Origin of the sequence: Daejeonella sp. (assembly GCF_017495225.1) — a bacterium.
Classification (GTDB): Bacteria; Bacteroidota; Bacteroidia; order Sphingobacteriales; family Sphingobacteriaceae; genus Daejeonella.
The window spans coordinates 109,767-127,027 of the sequence record NZ_JAFEIG010000014.1; the positions used below are offsets into that span (position 1 = coordinate 109,767).

11 protein-coding genes are annotated in these 17,261 nt (G+C 35.3%); 6 read left to right on the forward strand and 5 right to left on the reverse strand.

The genetic code is table 11. The annotated features are described in order from the left end of the window. Positions 1-26 precede the first annotated feature (26 nt). Positions 27-683, forward strand: a complete 657-nt coding sequence (locus QZ136_RS05620; protein ID WP_291401282.1) for a protein-L-isoaspartate(D-aspartate) O-methyltransferase — start codon at positions 27-29, stop codon at positions 681-683. Positions 684-1,200: 517 nt separating this feature from the next. On the opposite strand, the gene smpB is transcribed toward QZ136_RS05620, so the two are convergent. After that, positions 1,201-1,650 carry an SsrA-binding protein SmpB gene (gene smpB, locus QZ136_RS05625; RefSeq protein ID WP_090698302.1) on the reverse strand — a complete coding sequence of 150 codons (450 nt, stop codon included), beginning with the start codon at positions 1,648-1,650 and terminating at the stop codon, positions 1,201-1,203. 548 nt (positions 1,651-2,198) lie between these two features. Here smpB and QZ136_RS05630 point away from each other — a divergent pair. The 3 genes from QZ136_RS05630 (at position 2,199) to QZ136_RS05640 (ending at position 12,437) form a co-directional block, all read left to right on the forward strand. After that, on the forward strand, positions 2,199-8,813 hold the full coding sequence (locus tag QZ136_RS05630; protein WP_291401287.1) for a gliding motility-associated C-terminal domain-containing protein: 6,615 nt from the start codon (positions 2,199-2,201) through the stop codon (positions 8,811-8,813). A 67-nt stretch (positions 8,814-8,880) separates the two neighbouring features. Then, positions 8,881-9,861 carry a type IX secretion system membrane protein PorP/SprF gene (locus QZ136_RS05635; protein ID WP_291401289.1) on the forward strand — a complete coding sequence of 327 codons (981 nt, stop codon included), beginning with the start codon at positions 8,881-8,883 and terminating at the stop codon, positions 9,859-9,861. 8 nt (positions 9,862-9,869) lie between these two features. Continuing rightward, positions 9,870-12,437, forward strand: a complete 2,568-nt coding sequence (locus QZ136_RS05640) for an OmpA family protein (RefSeq protein WP_291401291.1) — start codon at positions 9,870-9,872, stop codon at positions 12,435-12,437. A 75-nt stretch (positions 12,438-12,512) separates the two neighbouring features. On the opposite strand, the gene QZ136_RS05645 is transcribed toward QZ136_RS05640, so the two are convergent. Next, the gene (locus tag QZ136_RS05645; RefSeq protein ID WP_291401293.1) at positions 12,513-14,384 is read right to left on the reverse strand and encodes an Nramp family divalent metal transporter; all 1,872 of its coding nucleotides are present in this window, start codon (positions 14,382-14,384) and stop codon (positions 12,513-12,515) included. After that, positions 14,381-15,037 (reverse strand): metal-dependent transcriptional regulator, encoded by a 657-nt coding sequence (locus tag QZ136_RS05650; RefSeq protein ID WP_291401295.1) that lies wholly within the window; start codon positions 15,035-15,037, stop codon positions 14,381-14,383. The genes QZ136_RS05645 and QZ136_RS05650 overlap by 4 nt, the downstream gene beginning before the upstream one ends. A gap of 138 nt (positions 15,038-15,175) precedes the next feature. Here QZ136_RS05650 and QZ136_RS05655 point away from each other — a divergent pair, with 138 nt between their 5' ends. Beyond that, the gene (locus QZ136_RS05655) at positions 15,176-15,646 is read left to right on the forward strand and encodes an Lrp/AsnC family transcriptional regulator (protein WP_291401297.1); all 471 of its coding nucleotides are present in this window, start codon (positions 15,176-15,178) and stop codon (positions 15,644-15,646) included. Positions 15,647-15,673: 27 nt separating this feature from the next. Here the strand turns inward: QZ136_RS05655 and ung are convergent, their stop codons facing one another. Beyond that, positions 15,674-16,351 (reverse strand): uracil-DNA glycosylase, encoded by a 678-nt coding sequence (gene ung, locus QZ136_RS05660; RefSeq protein WP_291401299.1) that lies wholly within the window; start codon positions 16,349-16,351, stop codon positions 15,674-15,676. 74 nt (positions 16,352-16,425) lie between these two features. On the opposite strand from ung, the gene QZ136_RS05665 reads away from it, so the two are divergent. Next, positions 16,426-16,974 (forward strand): DUF2892 domain-containing protein, encoded by a 549-nt coding sequence (locus QZ136_RS05665; protein ID WP_291401301.1) that lies wholly within the window; start codon positions 16,426-16,428, stop codon positions 16,972-16,974. 4 nt (positions 16,975-16,978) lie between these two features. Here the strand turns inward: QZ136_RS05665 and QZ136_RS05670 are convergent, their stop codons facing one another. After that, positions 16,979-17,194, reverse strand: coding sequence for a hypothetical protein (locus tag QZ136_RS05670; protein ID WP_291401303.1), 216 nt, complete (start codon positions 17,192-17,194; stop codon positions 16,979-16,981). Positions 17,195-17,261 lie beyond the last annotated feature (67 nt).

Here is a 17,261-nt window from a genome sequence, read left to right on the forward strand (position 1 = left end):
AGCAATAAGCGTATTTTTGTGTACAGATGGCACATAAATTAGTTGATAGATACCGCGAGAAGGGGGCAAGGAAAAAGTTGGTGGAATATCTCAGAGAGCGGGGTATCGCCGATGAAAATGTGTTAAATGCCATTGGGAAAGTCCCGCGCCACTATTTCTTTGACGAAACCTTCTGGAATCAAGCATATAAGGATATCGCATTTCCAATCGGCGATGGACAGACTATCTCTCAGCCCTATACCGTGGCCTATCAAACAGAGCTATTGCACATCAAATCGGGTGATAAGGTATTGGAAATAGGAACGGGTTCTGGCTATCAAACCTGTATTTTAATCGAATTGGGAGCTAAAGTCTTCACCATTGAAAGGCAAGAAAATCTTTATAATCGTACACGTCAGGTTTTGCCTCATATAGGTTATCAAGCAGAGTTTTTTTATGGAGATGGATCTAAGGGAATCGCAGAACATGCACCTTATGATAAAATAATTGTTACGGCAGGAGCACCACTTGTCCCAGAAATACTCTTAAAACAATTAAAAATAGGCGGTATTTTGGTAATTCCTGTCGGGGATGAAAAATCACAGAAAATGATTACCGTTTTAAGAGTTGGTGAAAACGATTTTGAGCGATATGTTTTAGACACCTTCCGATTTGTACCGCTGGTGGGGGAGAAGGCTTGGTAAGTTATCAGTTGTAAGTTATCAGTTGTCAGTTATCGGTTATCAGTTGTCAGTTATCGGTTGTCAGTTGTCAGTTGACTGTTGTTAGTTGGCAGTTATCGGATTCTCGTTAATATAGACATTGATTCTTGATTATTAATAATTAGCAAAGAATAAAGACAAATTCAAATAACTGAATATGGTTATATTCATTGAGTTAGGCAAAGAATAAGGACTGAAAATGTCTAAAAATGTTTTTTGATTTCCTAGAAGAATACAGCTAGATTTGAATCGATTTTAATCGTCTCTTTTGCTTTGAAGGGCAAGGAGCTTAATGACAATGACACAGTTAATTGAGCACTACCTTAAAAAAAACCTAAACATTATTTTAATTAGTTTACTCTCCGCCCAGCCTGAAAACTGTCAACTGCTATCTCATATTGAATCAAAGTATATGAAATAATTCGACTAATCTTATTTTTCTTAGTAGTTCCACTCTCCGTCCAGCCTGACAACTGCTAACTGACAACTGCAAACTCACCTACCTCTTCATCGCCCTACTCATCTCCAATTTCGCATCTCTATCTTTAAGGGTTTCACGTTTATCATAAATTTTCTTACCCTGGGCTAGGCCAATTTCGAGTTTAGCAAAGCCTCTTTCGGAGGTGAATATCTTTAGTGGGATGATGGTAAAGCCTTTTTCCTCAATATTTGTTCTGAGTTTTGCTAATTCTTTCTTATTTAATAGAAGTATTCTGTCACGTTTTGCTTCATGATTATAAAATGACCCATGCGAATATTCAGCTATTTGCATGTTGCGCACATAAAGCTGTCCGTCAATAAAAGTGCAAAAAGCATCATTTATATCTGCCTTACCCTCACGAATCGACTTGATTTCTGTCCCGAGCAACTTAATACCCGCCGTATAAGTATCTAGAATATGATACTCAAAATAAGCTCTTTTGTTTTTTATACTGATTCCACTCCCCATAAGAATACAAATATCCGAAAGATTATCTACAAGAAGAACTCTTAATCTTTCGAATTGAAAACAAATTGAAAGCTTTTATGAATTGAACAGCAATATCAGTTTCATTAGTTTATCCAAAAGAGAAAAAATAATTCTTTTAAAGAAATTTTTAATCCAATTTTCAGTGTGTTTTAGTGATTTTTCTGTGAAATTCAGTTCCAAAAAATCAAATTTTCTGTTTTTCTTCGATGAATAGTAAAAAATACCCTAACAAAAAATAATCAATAATTTGGTTTTGAGGGTCTATTTGACACTTCGAGAATTGAAAATCAAACAAATGAGTTCACAAACTTAAAATTGGACAACTTTTAAGTATTTGTACTCATTTTTATTAACTATAATCCTCAAATTTGCAGGCGTTTGTGAAAAGCATGTGATTTAAAGGAGATCACAAATAAATTATCCTTTAAATTAATTTTTTATTGCTGTAATTATAATAAAGCTCTGGATTCGGGGTACAATATAGTAAAGTATTTTTAAATTAAAATTATTAATTAAAAAAATAATAAATGTATCAATTAAAAATTTATTTAACTTCATTATTGGTTTTAGTTATGTTTGGACTAGGTTTTGCTCAAACAATACCTGTTTCAAGTTTTACGGTAGATCCTTCTGTAAATGCAACTTGTCTTTCCAATGGTTCCATTAAAGTAAATATCCCAGCACCTACTAGTCCGAATACTTATGAGACTGGTTGGCTTGTAGAATTATGGAATTTGACTAATACAAACTCTACTGCCTCAAGTCAGGCTGTTCCTGCTAATGGAGGTGTCGTTACTTTTAGTAGTTTGTCTGCTGCAAACTATAGAGTTATTGTAAAAAATGCATCTTCTACCTCGCTTACACCAGTTGAAAGGACAATTACTACTTCTTATGTATTAATGGATGTTCCTAACGCTTCCATTATCGCCACTGCTCCAGGTTGTTCTGCTGGGACCGATGGGACTTTAAAACTTAGCGTAACGGGTGGGGTAGGTCCTTTTATCTATTCATTAAAATCTACGGATCCTATTACTAAGGCAGTGATAGCCGGTGGGACAAATATCGTTTCGGCGTCTACTAATGATAGGACATTTACATTTACTGGATTGAAAGATGGGGACCATGTGACTTATACCATCACAGATGCATGTGGAACACTTATTAAAGCGGACAGATTTTTAGCTAAGAATACTGCTGCTGATTTGAAGTTCGCTCTAATGGAATCTAACTTCTTTAGAGAATGTACTACACTTCCTGATGGTAGCACCACTGATTGTAACGCTATGAAGATGTTTATCAATCTGGATATCAGTACCATGACTGCTGATAGACTTGCGAGCATTCAGATCCCAGGTAATTCTACCATTAAAATTAATGGAACAGTTTATAATCTTACTTATGTAGGCCTTCTTCCAAGTCAAGCCTATAGGTTTACCTATGATGCCGCGGCTGTTGGTCGTCCGGCTTTAAACAATAATGATCTTATTGAGCTTTCTTTCAATTGGGGATGTAAAACTTTGAAGAAAACCATGAGTGTGCCTATGCCACTTAACGCTTTTGGTATCACTGCAACTCCACGAATAAGCCCGACAACCTGTCAAATTGAATATTCTATTTCTGTATTTGGATCTGGTGGTAACCCTGATCGTAGCATTTTTTATTGTCCGGCTACATCTAAGATAAAAATTGAGCGAGTTATTTCTGGTGGGAATGTACAAGTTTTTCCTACAAGTGGTGAATGGGGAAGTTTTCCTAGTGCTAACCAGAACGATATGTTCACTTCTATCTCTGTTGGTACTGCTGTACCAGATCCTGGGCTATACCGAATTACTGTTTCCGATGGTTGTCAAAATACTTTTAAGGATATAAACATTCAAGCGGCAGCTAATCCAGTTTCTGGAATTCAGATAGGTATCATCAATGGTGTTTCAGAAGGGACAGCTGGAATTAGCTTCGGCGGAATGTCAAATGGATTGGAGTATAAGGTTAAAATTACACCTAATGGTGCTACCCCCCCTACATCCATTACCGTACAATCAGGTACTGCACCTTTGGATTATACTGCTCCAGCAAAAACTATAACTTTCCCTTTTGAAGCATCTTTTACTGGTCCTATAGATATTATAGATCTTCCTATAGGGTCATACAAAGTTGAATTGTCTCCAATAATTACGGGTGGTCCTTCAGGTGTTGTTTGTTCTGGTGGAGTTGCCAAAACGCAAAACGTAAATCTGGTAAATGGAGCTTCCTATAATCCTACTTTTTCTGTTGTTGAAGCTTGTGCAAATAGTAATTTAATTAACTATGCTTTAAATCCTCAAAATGCATTAAACCCAACTGGAGTTGCATTATTCAAAATAAATTCGAACGGTACTGAAACACAAATTGCTACTAATAGTTCTCCTTCTGGTCAGTTCTCTAATCTAGCAAGTGGTGATTATTCTCTACGTTTTTCAAGGGGAGGAAATTCTTTTTATTCAGCGCTGCATAAAAGAAGAGGGACTTTTTCATATACCAAAAAACTCACAATCGCACCTTCTTCACCTATTAATCTAGGTATTACTACTGTTTTTTGTGATCCTGCAAGTACAAGTTCAAATTCAGGAAATATTAGTGTTACAGTTGCTTCAGGGACATTGATTTATCCGCTAACCATGACTTTATATGATGTCACTAGGACTAATGTTGTACGTGCCACTGTTACTTTGGCATCCCCAGTTAAAGAGCATGTATTCTCTGGACTTGCAGCAGGTAATTATATTGTTAATGTTGTGAGTGCTTGTTCTGGACTTGATTTTAATGTTGAACTAAGTACGGTTAACTCGCCACCAATGGCAACTGCTTCTAATTTGCCAATATGTAAGGGTGCTTCTACTAATTTGTCGGCAGATAATGCTACTAACTCACTTTATAATATTGAATGGTTTATTTTAAATTCAAATGGCACATTAGGTACAAAAGTTGGTGAGGGAATACCTATAACGGTTAGTCCCGCAGTTACAACAGAATATAGAGGAGTATTTACATTAAAATCAATTTTTAGTTGTCCAGTAGATGATAGTTTTAATTATACATCAGATATTAAAGTTGGCGTTCCTGAAGATCCAAAATTAGATCTTGCAGTTTCGGATATTGATCTTTGTCCTGGTTCAAGTAGATCTGTCACTATTTCAAATTCAGAAAAAGACTTCAGGTATGAAATACTAGACAAACTTGGTAATTCTTATAGCCCTAAGGTTGAATTTGATGGAGATTTAAATGGAGGTGATTTAACCTTTATTCTTCCTTCTCAAGTAATACTTACTCCTGGAGAATCCTTAATGGTTCGCAGTACTCGTATTTCCTTGGGTTGTACAGGTATTTTGACTGATAAAATAAATATTTCAAAAAGTGCACTGAGTGCAAGTCTTGATGTTGAAGGGTCGGCAAGCTGCTCAAATACAGCGGGTACTATTACCATCAAAGCTGCTCAAGCAGGGGTTACCTATACGGTTTTAAAAGCAGGACAGCCCTTATCTCCATCTCTTAGTGGCGTTGGAACTGGAGCTGATCTTAACTTAAGCGTTCCTGCTTCTAATTTAACTGCTGCAACAAACGAATTCTCTATTCGCGCTTCTGGTTCAGGATGTAATGATGTAGAATTAAGCGAAAAAGCAATTATTACCATTCTTCAAGTCCCAACAACTTCTGAATTAGTTCATGCTGTATGTGGCGAGAAAAAAGGTAAGATTGTGCTTAGCGCGACTGGTGGAAGTGGTAATTATGAATATAGTATTGATAATAGCACTTGGTTTGCCAGCAATACATTTACTGAATTAAATCCAGGTACTTACACAGTTTATGTAAAAGATTTAACACTTAATTGTACCGTTCAAAGTACTGTAGAGATATTAAACCACTGCATTGAAATAACAAAAACTAGTACAACAGATCCGAATAACTATCAAAAGGAAGGTGATGTATTAAGCTATTCAATAAGTGTTAAGAATAATGGTACGGCTGATTTAAGCAGTATTATTGTAAAAGATCCACTTACGGGAATGGATGAGACTATTGCTTCACTGGCGGTAGGTGCTGTTCAAAGCTTTACAACAAATTATACTATCACAGCAGCTGATGAGGGTAAAGAAAAAGTAGATAATACAGCCACGGCTACATTTAGTTATGAAAGTGTTGATTATGAGAAAAGTGCAAGTGCATCAGTTCCGAACGGATTTGTAATTGATGATTTAGACTGTTCTGCCAATTCATACAGTATTTCAGCAGGTATTGCTACTACACTAGACGTACTGATTCCATATACAGGTGGTACTGCTGCTTCCTACCCGGCTGGTCAGACAATAAATTTAGGAAATGGTACGCTCACTGCTACACTTCAGGCTGGAACAATCAATCCAAGTGGAGGTAATTTGGTTTACCGAGTAGAAGGAGTTTCAGCTACAAATAATAAAGTTATTTTACCTGTTGTATTTGGGGGTAAATCATGTACAGTAGAAATCTTAATCCTTGAGCCAAACGTTTCCTCAATCGATTTCACTGTAAATACTTATAACGATAAGAATAAAAATTGTGTTAGAGATGCAGGAGAATCGCAAAGCGATGTAAATACCAATGGATTATTTATAAAGATTTATGATCTAGATAATAAGTTAGTTTATTCTAATGCTGCCCTTTCTGGTCAGTTTGATGTTCAGAGTTTCAACGGACTAAGTGATGTGATTTATTATTACATTATTGATACGAACAATACTGAAGCTGATACAACACCAAATGTTTTAAAAGGCTGGACTACAGGTATGCCTGCTCCATCTTTGAAACGTTATTTCCACTTATCGGCGGGAACGATATACTTTAATACTACCCCAGTAAGTAATCTTTCGGCTTCTTCGTGGAGCGCTGATTTGCAAACTATTTGTATGAGTCAGGAAGAGGGTAGCATTACTTCTCTAGACTGTGCTAATGCAGTATTTTCAGCAGCAATAAGAAAAGATGAGGTAGCTTCAGGCACTTTATCTGTAAATTATACAGGAGCTAATGGGGGCTTTTATGGCGCTCAAACATTAAGTTCAACAGGAATTACGGGTTTAACAGCAACATTAAATGCCGGCTCTTTCAGTGCAGGCTCAGGTACGCTAAGTTTCACTTTAAGTGGCACTGCAACAGTTGGAGGGACTGGTAAATTTAGCTTGAGTATCGGCGGACAAAGCTGCGAGATTAATTTTACAGTTCAAGTGCCGGGTTTAAACATCAAGAAAGAAGCTAAGCAAAGTTCATTCAAGTTGCCAGGCGAAATCTTGGAATATGTTATCACAGTTGAAAATACTGGTACTGCAGACTTGTCAAATATTCAAGTTACAGATCCGCTAACAGGTATGAATGAAACGATTGTTAGCCTTGCTGCAGGTCAAAGTAAAGCACTTACAACCAATTATACTGTTAAGCAATCAGATTTAGATGCCGGCAAAATTGATAATACAGCAAAAGCAGCTTATACCTTTGCTGGAGAAGCGAAAGAGCTAACAGCTAATAAATTGCTTAATGCAATCTACCCAAGCATTACTATTGCTAAAGAGGCTACAAAAAGCTCTTACAAAGCGGTAGGTGATTTGTTGAACTATACCATTACCGTTAATAATACGGGTGCTATCGATTTAACAAATATTCAAGTAACAGATCCACTTACTGGTATGGATCAAACGATTTCTAGCCTTGCAGCAGGTGAAAGTAAAGTACTTACAACCACTTATACTGTTAAGAAATCAGATTTAGATGCAGGTAAAATTGATAATACGGCAAAAGCATCTTTCACTTATGGTGGCAAAGCCCAAGAGAAAACTGCTACTAAGACAGTGAATGCAGTTTACCCAACAGTTAGTATTATTAAAAAGGCTACTCAGGCAAGTTTTAGTCTTGTAGGCGATGTATTAGAATATACTATTACGGTTAAAAATACAGGAAATGTGGATTTAGTAAACATTAAAGTTAGCGATCCTCTTACAGGTATGAATCAAACAATTTCTAATCTTTCAATTGGAGAAAGTAAGATTTTTAACACTAGCTATACTGTAAAGCAAGCTGATATAGATGCCGGAAAAGTAGATAATACAGCCAAGCTTGACTATCCTTTTGATGGTACTAACTATAATCCATCAGTAATTGAAACTGTTAATTTTGTTAAGCCTAAATCTCTTATTGAAGCTTCAAATGATGATTATAGTAATAAGCCATTAAATATTCTTGAAAGTGGCAAATTAGGTAATGTGCTTATTAATGATAAGTTGAACGGTATTACTGTTAAAGCTTCGGAGGTTAATGCTACTATTTCTAGTACAGGAGGTTTAACTGGCTTGAGTATCGATGCGGATGGAAATATGAATATTCCAATTGGCTCAGCAGCTGGCACATACACAATTAAGTATAGCATTTGTGAAAAAAGTGATCCAAGTAATTGTTCGGAAGCTAGTGTTACATTGGAATTAATTCATGGTGTTAACCTACGTATTTTCAAGTCGATAGAATTTGCTTCATGGTTTGAAGGTAATGAGATGGAGTTTTTACTAAAGGTTGAAAATAATGGTACAACCAATGCTACTAATGTGGTGGCTGTTGATAATCTTCCAGATGGCTTACGTTATATTTCTTCGACTGTTATAGGTGCTACGGCATTAACTGCGGTTAGGGATCAACAGATTAGTTGGACATTCGCGGGATTAGCAGCTGGAGCCTCTGCAGAGATTAAGGTGCGTGTAAAGGCTGCTCCATTGACCAATGGATTGGGTAAAACTATTGTTAATACGGCAAAAGTATCCTCAAAAGATACTGAGCTTAGCCCGAGTGATAACAGTGCATCGGCTACTGTTAGAATTGATCCATTCTTCATTCCAAATACAATTACCCCGAATGGAGATTTAACCAATGATACTTTTGAAATTCCAGGTCTATCTAGATTTGTAAGCAATGAGTTAGTTATTTTCAATCGCTGGAATGATCAGGTATTTCAAACAAAAAATTACCAGAATAATTGGGCCGCAGCAGGCTTAGTTTCTGGAACGTATTTCTATATTTTGAAGACTGTAGATGAGGATGGGAAAGTTCAAGATTATAAAGGATTTATACAAGTAGTAAAGGAGAGTATTAAGTAATTAACTGATTTTTTTACATAGCCAGCGCTTGCTGGCTTTTTCTAATTAGAGTAATAAAAATAAAAAAATGATTAAAAGGAGTATTTTGAGGATATTTTGTATGATAGTAGTGTTGCATCTTTATACAGCAACACAAGCTCAGCAACTTCCTCAGTTCAGTCAATACATTTTTAATGGCTTGCATGTCAATCCAGGTTATGCAGGTTATAAAAATGAAGGCTATGTTCAGTCAACTTATCGCAGTCAGTGGGTAAATTTACCAGGCGCACCTAAAACAATGTCGGTTACAGCTGATTTAAGTGCCAATGAAGGCAAAATGGGTTTCGGTGTTTCTTATGTTAGCGATAAAATTGGTTTGACCGAAAGTAATTTAGGAATGCTAACCTATGCATACCGTATCAATACGGGCGATCAAGGTCGTTTATCTTTGGGTGTGAGTGCAGGTATTTCTCAAAATATTTTTGATCCATCAGGCATTGTAACAGTTGATCCAGATGATGCTTACCTTCCTGAGCAACGAATATCACGTATTTCTCCAAAGGTGAATACTGGTCTATTTTACCATAATGATTATTTTTATGCTGGTTTAGCTGCTTATAATTTAATAGGTAGTCGTTCAGCTAAATTGCAACAACAAGATTTTGCTACATCATTTAATGATACTCATTATTTTTTAACAATGGGTGGCTTGGTGCCAATTAATGATGATGTCAAAGTTAAGCCATCTGTACTAGTAAAACATGTAAAGGGTTCTCCAACAAATTATGATCTTAATGCCATGGTGTTATTTATGGATAAGGTTTGGTTAGGAGGATCATACCGATCTAATTTTCGTTTGTTAAATGACCAATTACAAAGTGATTTAAGTAAGCGAAATGCAGTTGCTTTTATTATGGAGTATTTTGTTACTTCAGGTGTTCGTGTAGGTTATGCCTATGATCATAATCTAAATACTTTGAGTAGCTACAAACACCAATCACATGAACTCTCTATTGGTTTTTATTTAAAGAGTAGGAAAGAAATTGTTTATAATCCAAGATGGTTTTAATGAAGAATATGAAAAAAATATTGGTGCTTTTATCGATTCTATTGGTATCAACTAGCGCTTTGGCACAACGTAACTTATTACGTTATGCAGATATAGAATTTAATTTAAAACGGTATGAACATGCCGGTTCTCAATATGCAAAGGCATATCAAACTAAGAAGACTTATTATGCAGCAAAGCGTGCAGCTCAAAGCTATGATTATATCCAGTCTTATGAGAAAGCATACGAATGGTGGTCTAAGGTTATAGATTTTGAGCAAACAGATCGTTCCGACTACATTTCTTATGCACGTGCAACCATTCTTTCTGGTAGAGATTTACAAAAATCTTCTATTGTTTTAAGTGAGCAAGAGCGTGCTTTAGTTTATGGAAATGCTTCTATTCCCATGAACAAGGGTATTGAATTTCGTCCTTTGGAACGATACAATCAGTTGGGATCGGATTACGGACTAAGTACTGTAAAGGATGGAGAATATTATTTTGTCTCAGATCGAGCAATAGAAGCTAAAACACAAAAGAAGTCTTTGCGTTTGGATGCTCGTAAGCGTATGTCAACACAAGAGCGCTACCGTTTGAACGATCGTGGTTACCATGGTATATTTCGTGATTCTGGGAATGGGTCTATTGCACCTGTATCTGTTGATTTAGATGGGGTTTATCATTTAAGTATGCCTTCGTTTTTTAAGCAACAAGATGTGAAAGAAAGTAAACAAGAGGTTATTTTTACTGCTGTTTTACGTCAAAAGCAATCCCGAAAATCGACCATCACGGAAGCTTATCCAGCTTTATATCGTGCTGAAGTTGACGAAGATGGGAGCTTTGTTAGAGTGAGTAGTCTCCCATTCAATCAGCCCAAAACATATGGTGTAATGCATGGTATTGTGCATGATAATAAACTTTATTTTAGTTCAAATATGCCCGGTGGTAGTGGTGGTTTTGACTTATACTATGCTGAACTTATAGGTGATGCTTATGGACCGGCCGTTAATTTAGGTTCGCAGATTAATGGACCAGCCAATGAGGTATTTCCATATATTCATCAGAATGAATTGTACTTCTCTTCTGATCGTTCAGAAAGTCTTGGAGGTTTAGATATTTATACCACAAACTTGAATTTGCAATCGCAAGTTAGAAATATGGGAATTCCTTATAATTCTAAACAAGATGATTTTGGTTATTTCGTGGATGGTGCAGGCGAAAAATACATAAGTTCAGATCGAGGTAAGAGCGAAAGTAGGGATGATATTTACAGCTTGGTAATGCTTTATGATCGCTATAAAATGCGCGTAATGACTGAGGGTGGAGGAATATTAGATGGGTCGCAGGATTTAGAATTGAAGATCCTAGGTGCAGATGGAAAGGAGTTGCTAATGAAAATTACCGATGGTAAGGTGTCAGAACTTGAAGCAGGAGATTATACAGTATCAATTAAAAAGAAAGGTTATTTCCCTGCTCGAATACCATTGAAAGTGCGTGGTGAGGGCAAGGAGCAAGAGGTTAACTATACTTTAATCCCTATTCCTTACAAACAAGTTATTGCAATTGATACCATTTATTATGAGTTAGATAAACATGCTATCCGTGAAGACGCTGCATTAAAACTTAATGTAGCATCAGATGTTTTAGGTTTGTTTAAGGACTTTGGTATGAATATCACTTCGCATACCGACTCTAGAGCATCAGATGCCTATAACGAACGATTATCAAAGAAAAGAGCACAGTCTGCTGCTAAATACCTGAAAAATAAGGGTGTTGATGAAAATGTTATGACTCTAGAATGGCGTGGTAGGAAAGAATTGGTAAATCCTTGTGGGGTAGGTGTAGATTGTCCTGAATTATTGCATGAGCAAAATAGACGTAGTATTCTTTCTTTGCAACTTTACCCGGATGTTAATAAGGATTATGAACTTCCTGAAGGACTCACATATATCACAAGTACTGAACAGCTTATAGAGTTCCTTCGCAAGAAGATTATAGCTGCAAAAGATAGTTTAAAAGCTGCTCAAAAAGTAGAAGACAAAGTAACTCAAAAACCAGTACAAAAGTTACAAGAAAAACCTGCTCAAAAAGTAGAAGAAAAAGTAACTCAAAAACCAGTGCAAAAGTTACAGGAAAAACCTAGTCAAAAAGTAGAAGAAAAAGTAACTCAAAAACCAGTACAAAAAGTAGAAGATAAATCAGCTCAAAAAGCAGAAAAATCTTCTGAAAATAAGTCTCAAGTGTTAGCACCTAAAGTAGAGCAAAAAACCAAAGAAGGACTTAAGCCAAATAGAGTTACTAAATATTCATCAGATACCACTAACGCCTCAGTAGCTTTGGTTAATGAGTCTAATCGTGGAGGCTACTATTTAGTACAAGAGAGCTGGGAAACAGAACAAGTTGCTGTAAAACGTGCTGATGAGCTATCTAAGGAGTTAAACACTCTTGTATATCTTATAGCACCATTACAAGATAAAAGTAAGCACTATAAATTAGCAATTGCTAAATATGAAAGCTATGAGGAGGTGCATAAAATCATCAATAAGATGAGAGAGAAATATAAAAACAAGAAGATGTGGATGCTTGATTATCAATAACGTTATTCCAATCTTAATTGTACAATAAAAGGGCAGATTCAAAACAATGAATCTGCCCTTTTTATTTGGCTTCAATTACTTCACAATTAAAACAGGTATTTTGACCTGGTGACGCACCTTTTCTACTGTAGTGCCAAATATTAAATCGCTAATACCTGAATGCCCGTGGACACCCATGACCAGAAGATCTAATTCTTTTGCTTTTACCACCTCACAAATAGCCTTTGCCGGACTTCCATAACCGATAGCTATCTCAATTTTATAACCTAAATCAACTAAGTTTGATTTATACTTTTCCAAATTCTCGGTATCACTTTGTGTCTCAAAATCTAATACCTTTTCACCATGAAATCTGGCACCTGCCGTTTCTACAATATGGATTAAATGATACTCTGCATCTTTACCGCCTTGTAAAAGCGCATGTCTTAATGTATTTCTATCATTCTTGGAAAAATCAACGGAAACACCAATTTTATTATAAGTAATAGGTTTTATTTCATCAATTTCTAAAGCTTCGCCATGTGGTACATTTGATGACAAGAGCTCAGGTTTCTTGAAAAATGGCATCAAAAACACATAAACTAGCAATGCGAAAACTAAGGAAATAACTGGTATAACTAATAAATAAATCCACCATATATTTATAGTTGTACTTTTTATCCAAGATCCAATCTCTTCAACAACTAATTGTACATTTAAACTAACTATAATTAATGCGGTTAGCCATGCGACTACCCTTACCCAAGGTTTAATCGCAAATTCTTTCATCTTTTCTTTGTCTGAATTGAAATGTATAAGGGGTATGACCGCAAATCCCAATTGTAAGCTTAATACTACCTGACTTAACACAAGGAGTCCGCCAAGTGCATCTTCCCCGAAATGAAGTATGGTATAGAATGCTGGCACAATAGCCATTAATCTTGTCAATAATCGTCTAATCCAGGGTTGGATTCTTAGTCTCAAATGTCCTTCCATCACAATTTGTCCTGCCAAAGTTCCTGTTATGGTAGAGCTTTGCCCCGACGCTATTAATGCAATGGCAAACATGGTTGGTGCTACAGATCCAAAAATATGGTCAAGTAGTTTATAGGCATCTTGAATCTCAGCCACCTCAAATAATCCGTTTTTATAAAAAGCAGTAGCAGCCAAAATCAAAATGGCAGCATTTACAAAAAAAGCTAGATTCAAGGCAACAGCAGTATCAATTAAATTATATTTTAATGAATCTTTGATGCCTTTTGTTGTCCGCTCAATTTTTCTTGTTTGAACTAGAGATGAATGTAAATACAAATTATGAGGCATCACAGTAGCACCAATAATCCCAATGGCTATATATAAAGCATTGCCCGATAAAATGGATGGCTTAAAGCCTGAAATAACTTCATCAATTGCAGGTTTAATAATAAACATTTCAGTTAGGAAGGAAATTCCCACAATAAATACCATTGAAACGATAAATACTTCCATCATTCTCATTCCTTTATTCATTAAAAAAAGTAAGAGAAAGGTGTCTAGAATAGTAATCGAAATTCCCCAAATTAAGGGTAAGCCAAATAAAAGATTTAAACCGATGGCCATACCTATGATTTCTGCTAAATCACAAGCAATAATGGCAATTTGTGCCAAAACATATAAAGGGTAATTGATATAATTGGGATAGGTATTTCTAGATGCCTGAGCTAAATCAAGTCCCCTAACAATGCCTAACCTAGCGCTCAATGATTGCAGTAAAAGCGCCATCAAATTCGACATAAGTAGCACCCAAATCAGTTTATACCCAAACTGACTTCCACCAGCTATGTCGGTAGCCCAATTCCCTGGATCCATATAACCTACACTGATTAAATAGGCAGGTCCAATGAATGCGAATAATTTTCTCCATCCTGTTTTTCCAGCAGTGTTTACTGAAGCATGAACTTCACTTAAGGACTCATCTTTATTACTCATAGCATAATTAAAATATTTTTGGCAAGCTCGCGACTAATTGTTTGATCAATTTGCTCGTTTATCTGTATGATGACTGAGCCATCAAATTCAATTTTTTCTCTAACTAAAACATGTGTTCCGAGTGTTAGGCCTAGTTTATCTAATAATTTCAAAAATATTGAGGAGTGCTCACTTACTCCTGAAATAATTCCACATTCACTCTGATTCATTTCCGATATCCGTATCATTTTTTTCTGCTGAATAGCACCCTTACGATCGGGAATAGGATCCCCATGAGGATCTGCAGATGGATTTCCTAAAAAATCGTCCAAACGATTTATTAGCATTTCTGAATTTATATGTTCCAACTCTTCTGCAATGTCATGTACTTCATCCCATTTAAAGCCAAGTTTCTCGACTAAAAACACTTCCCATAAACGATGTTTCCTGATAATATTTAAAGCGGCATTTTTGCCGTTTTCTGTTAATGTAACTCCTTGATAACGAATATAATTGATTAGCTTTTTGTCGGATAATTTCTTCAACATATCGGTTACAGAGGCTGCTTTGGTATTAGTTATCTCTGCAATTTGATTTGTGCTCACCACCAAGCTGTTAGTGGTACTTAAATGGTAAATCGTTTTTAAATAATTTTCTTCAGTGAATGAATGCATATAATTAGACTTAAACAAATCTAATTATTTTTTTAGACTAATCTAAAAATTTAAAACGAAAAATATATGCTAATTTTATGGGCTATTTTTAAAATTAAATTTGGCTTTATGCTTTAAAACTTTTATTTTTGTTTTATTATGGCAATCGAACTTGATAAAATAGATCTTAGAATTTTAAAAATTTTACAAGAGAATGGAAGGATAACTAATCTTCAACTTTCTCATGAAGTAGGTCTATCGCCAGCTCCAACGCTCGAGCGTGTAAGAAAATTGGAGCAATCAAATTATATTAAGAGTTATCATGCTCTTGTAGATGAAGAATTGCTCGGTTTAGGAATAAAAACCTTTATTCAAATTCAACTTGATTTTCATAAAAACAATACTATTCAGGTATTTCTTGAAGAAATTGCAGCTATTAAGGAAATTACGGAATGTCACCACGTTACCGGTCAATGTGATTTTTTACTTAAAGCTTATGTAAAGGATATTAAATCTTATGAACGTTTAATTATGGATAAGATTAGTAAAATATCGGTTGTAAAAACTTTCCAAACCATGATGATTATGTCGACCAATAAGAAGGAGCCGGCAGTCCCATTAGAATATTAATTATAATTTTTACACTTTACTCCTAAATTAGCTTAATTGCCAATTTATTGGTGTTATCCCAGCTTTTTTTAAGATTTCGTTGGTCTTGATGAAATGTTTGCATCCCAAAAATCCTTGATATACAGAAAGGGGAGAAGGATGTGGCGCAGTTAATATTACATGTTTTTTTGAATCAATTAGATGTGCTTTTGCTTGTGCATATTTTCCCCAAAGTAAAAAGATGATCCCTGTCCGTTTTTCTGATAAAACTTGAATCACTCTATCAGTAAATTGTTCCCAGCCTTGATTTTGATGCGATCCTGCTAAAGATTCTTCAACGGTAAGCGTTGCATTTAATAATAAGACACCTTGGTCTGCCCATGAGCTCAAATCTCCATGTGTGGGATATCTAAATTCTGGATATTCTGATTGAAGCTCCTTAAAAATATTTTTTAGTGAGGGCGGTATTGCAACTTCTTTATTGACTGAAAATGCTAATCCATTTGCTTGATTTAATCCATGATATGGATCTTGTCCAAGTATTACTACCTTTACTTTTTCAAATGGAGTGTGTTTAAAAGCATTGAATATCAGTTGTTTAGGAGGTGAAATTTGAATTTCTTTATCGTATTTCTCTTGGATAAAGTGTGCCAATTTTTTCATGTAATCTTTTTCAAATTCATCCTTCAGGATAAGCTTCCAGCTGCTTTCAATTTGAAATTCCATATTTTATTAGATAGATATTGGTTAAACGCTCAAATAAACGGATATTTGTGCTCAAATAAAAAGATAAAAAGATAATGCCTAATTACATCAGATTGATATTTGCAGCCATTGTGTTGGGTGCAGCAGTAGCTTTAATGGTTTTTGGATTTTGGGGTTGGGGAATTCTCTCAGTTTTCCTTTCTATTTTAATCGCAGTTACTTTCTTTTATAATGAATACATGCTTATCGCACAATATTATTTACGTAAAGATAATATGGATAAGGCTGCCATTTGGTTAAATCGCATTAAAAATGCTGAAACACAGTTATTTAGTGGACAGCAGGGTTATTATAATTTGCTTATCGGACTTATCGAATCGCGTAAAGCGCCTTTGCAGTCTGAAAAGTATTTTAAGAAAGCTTTAAGTTTAGGTATGACTATGGATCATAATATTGCACTTGCAAAATTAAGTCTAGCAGGTATTGCCATGGCTAAGAGAAATAAAAGAGAAGCAACTTTATACCTTCAGGAGGCTAAGAAAGCTGATAAGAATAAATTATTAGCTGATCAGATTAAAATGATGAAGGAGCAGATGGGTCAGATGGACCGTACAGTGCAGCAGCGTAATTATCGCCAGTTTTAATGGTTTATTTATCGCTTAGGCAATCAAAGCGAATAAATGAATTATAATTTAACTCCGAAAATTTAAGATCTTCTAGGTCACTGCTTGTATTATTCTTTATTTGATTCTGTTCAAAATTGATTTTCTTCACCAGATTCTTAATAAAGTTAAGATCAAATTCATCTTTATTTAATTTGATTAGATATTCTTGATCTGAAATTTCAATACTTGATTTTATCATTTTATTTTTTCTCAAAAATAAAGAAAGGCCATTTAATTTCAGTTAAATGGCCTTTATCTTAATATTA

Bases quoted from the DNA above. Each gene is read 5' to 3' on its own strand.
- QZ136_RS05630 (WP_291401287.1), top strand. From the start codon at position 2,199: ATGTATCAATTAAAAATTTATTTAACTTCATTATTGGTTTTAGTTATG.
- QZ136_RS05620 (WP_291401282.1), top strand. From the start codon at position 27: ATGGCACATAAATTAGTTGATAGATACCGCGAGAAGGGGGCAAGGAAA.
- QZ136_RS05655 (WP_291401297.1), top strand. From the start codon at position 15,176: ATGGCAATCGAACTTGATAAAATAGATCTTAGAATTTTAAAAATTTTA.
- QZ136_RS05670 (WP_291401303.1), bottom strand. From the start codon at position 17,194: ATGATAAAATCAAGTATTGAAATTTCAGATCAAGAATATCTAATCAAA.
- QZ136_RS05650 (WP_291401295.1), bottom strand. From the start codon at position 15,037: ATGCATTCATTCACTGAAGAAAATTATTTAAAAACGATTTACCATTTA.
- QZ136_RS05645 (WP_291401293.1), bottom strand. From the start codon at position 14,384: ATGAGTAATAAAGATGAGTCCTTAAGTGAAGTTCATGCTTCAGTAAAC.
- smpB (WP_090698302.1), bottom strand. From the start codon at position 1,650: ATGGGGAGTGGAATCAGTATAAAAAACAAAAGAGCTTATTTTGAGTAT.
- ung (WP_291401299.1), bottom strand. From the start codon at position 16,351: ATGGAATTTCAAATTGAAAGCAGCTGGAAGCTTATCCTGAAGGATGAA.
- QZ136_RS05665 (WP_291401301.1), top strand. From the start codon at position 16,426: ATGCCTAATTACATCAGATTGATATTTGCAGCCATTGTGTTGGGTGCA.
- QZ136_RS05640 (WP_291401291.1), top strand. From the start codon at position 9,870: ATGAAAAAAATATTGGTGCTTTTATCGATTCTATTGGTATCAACTAGC.
- QZ136_RS05635 (WP_291401289.1), top strand. From the start codon at position 8,881: ATGATTAAAAGGAGTATTTTGAGGATATTTTGTATGATAGTAGTGTTG.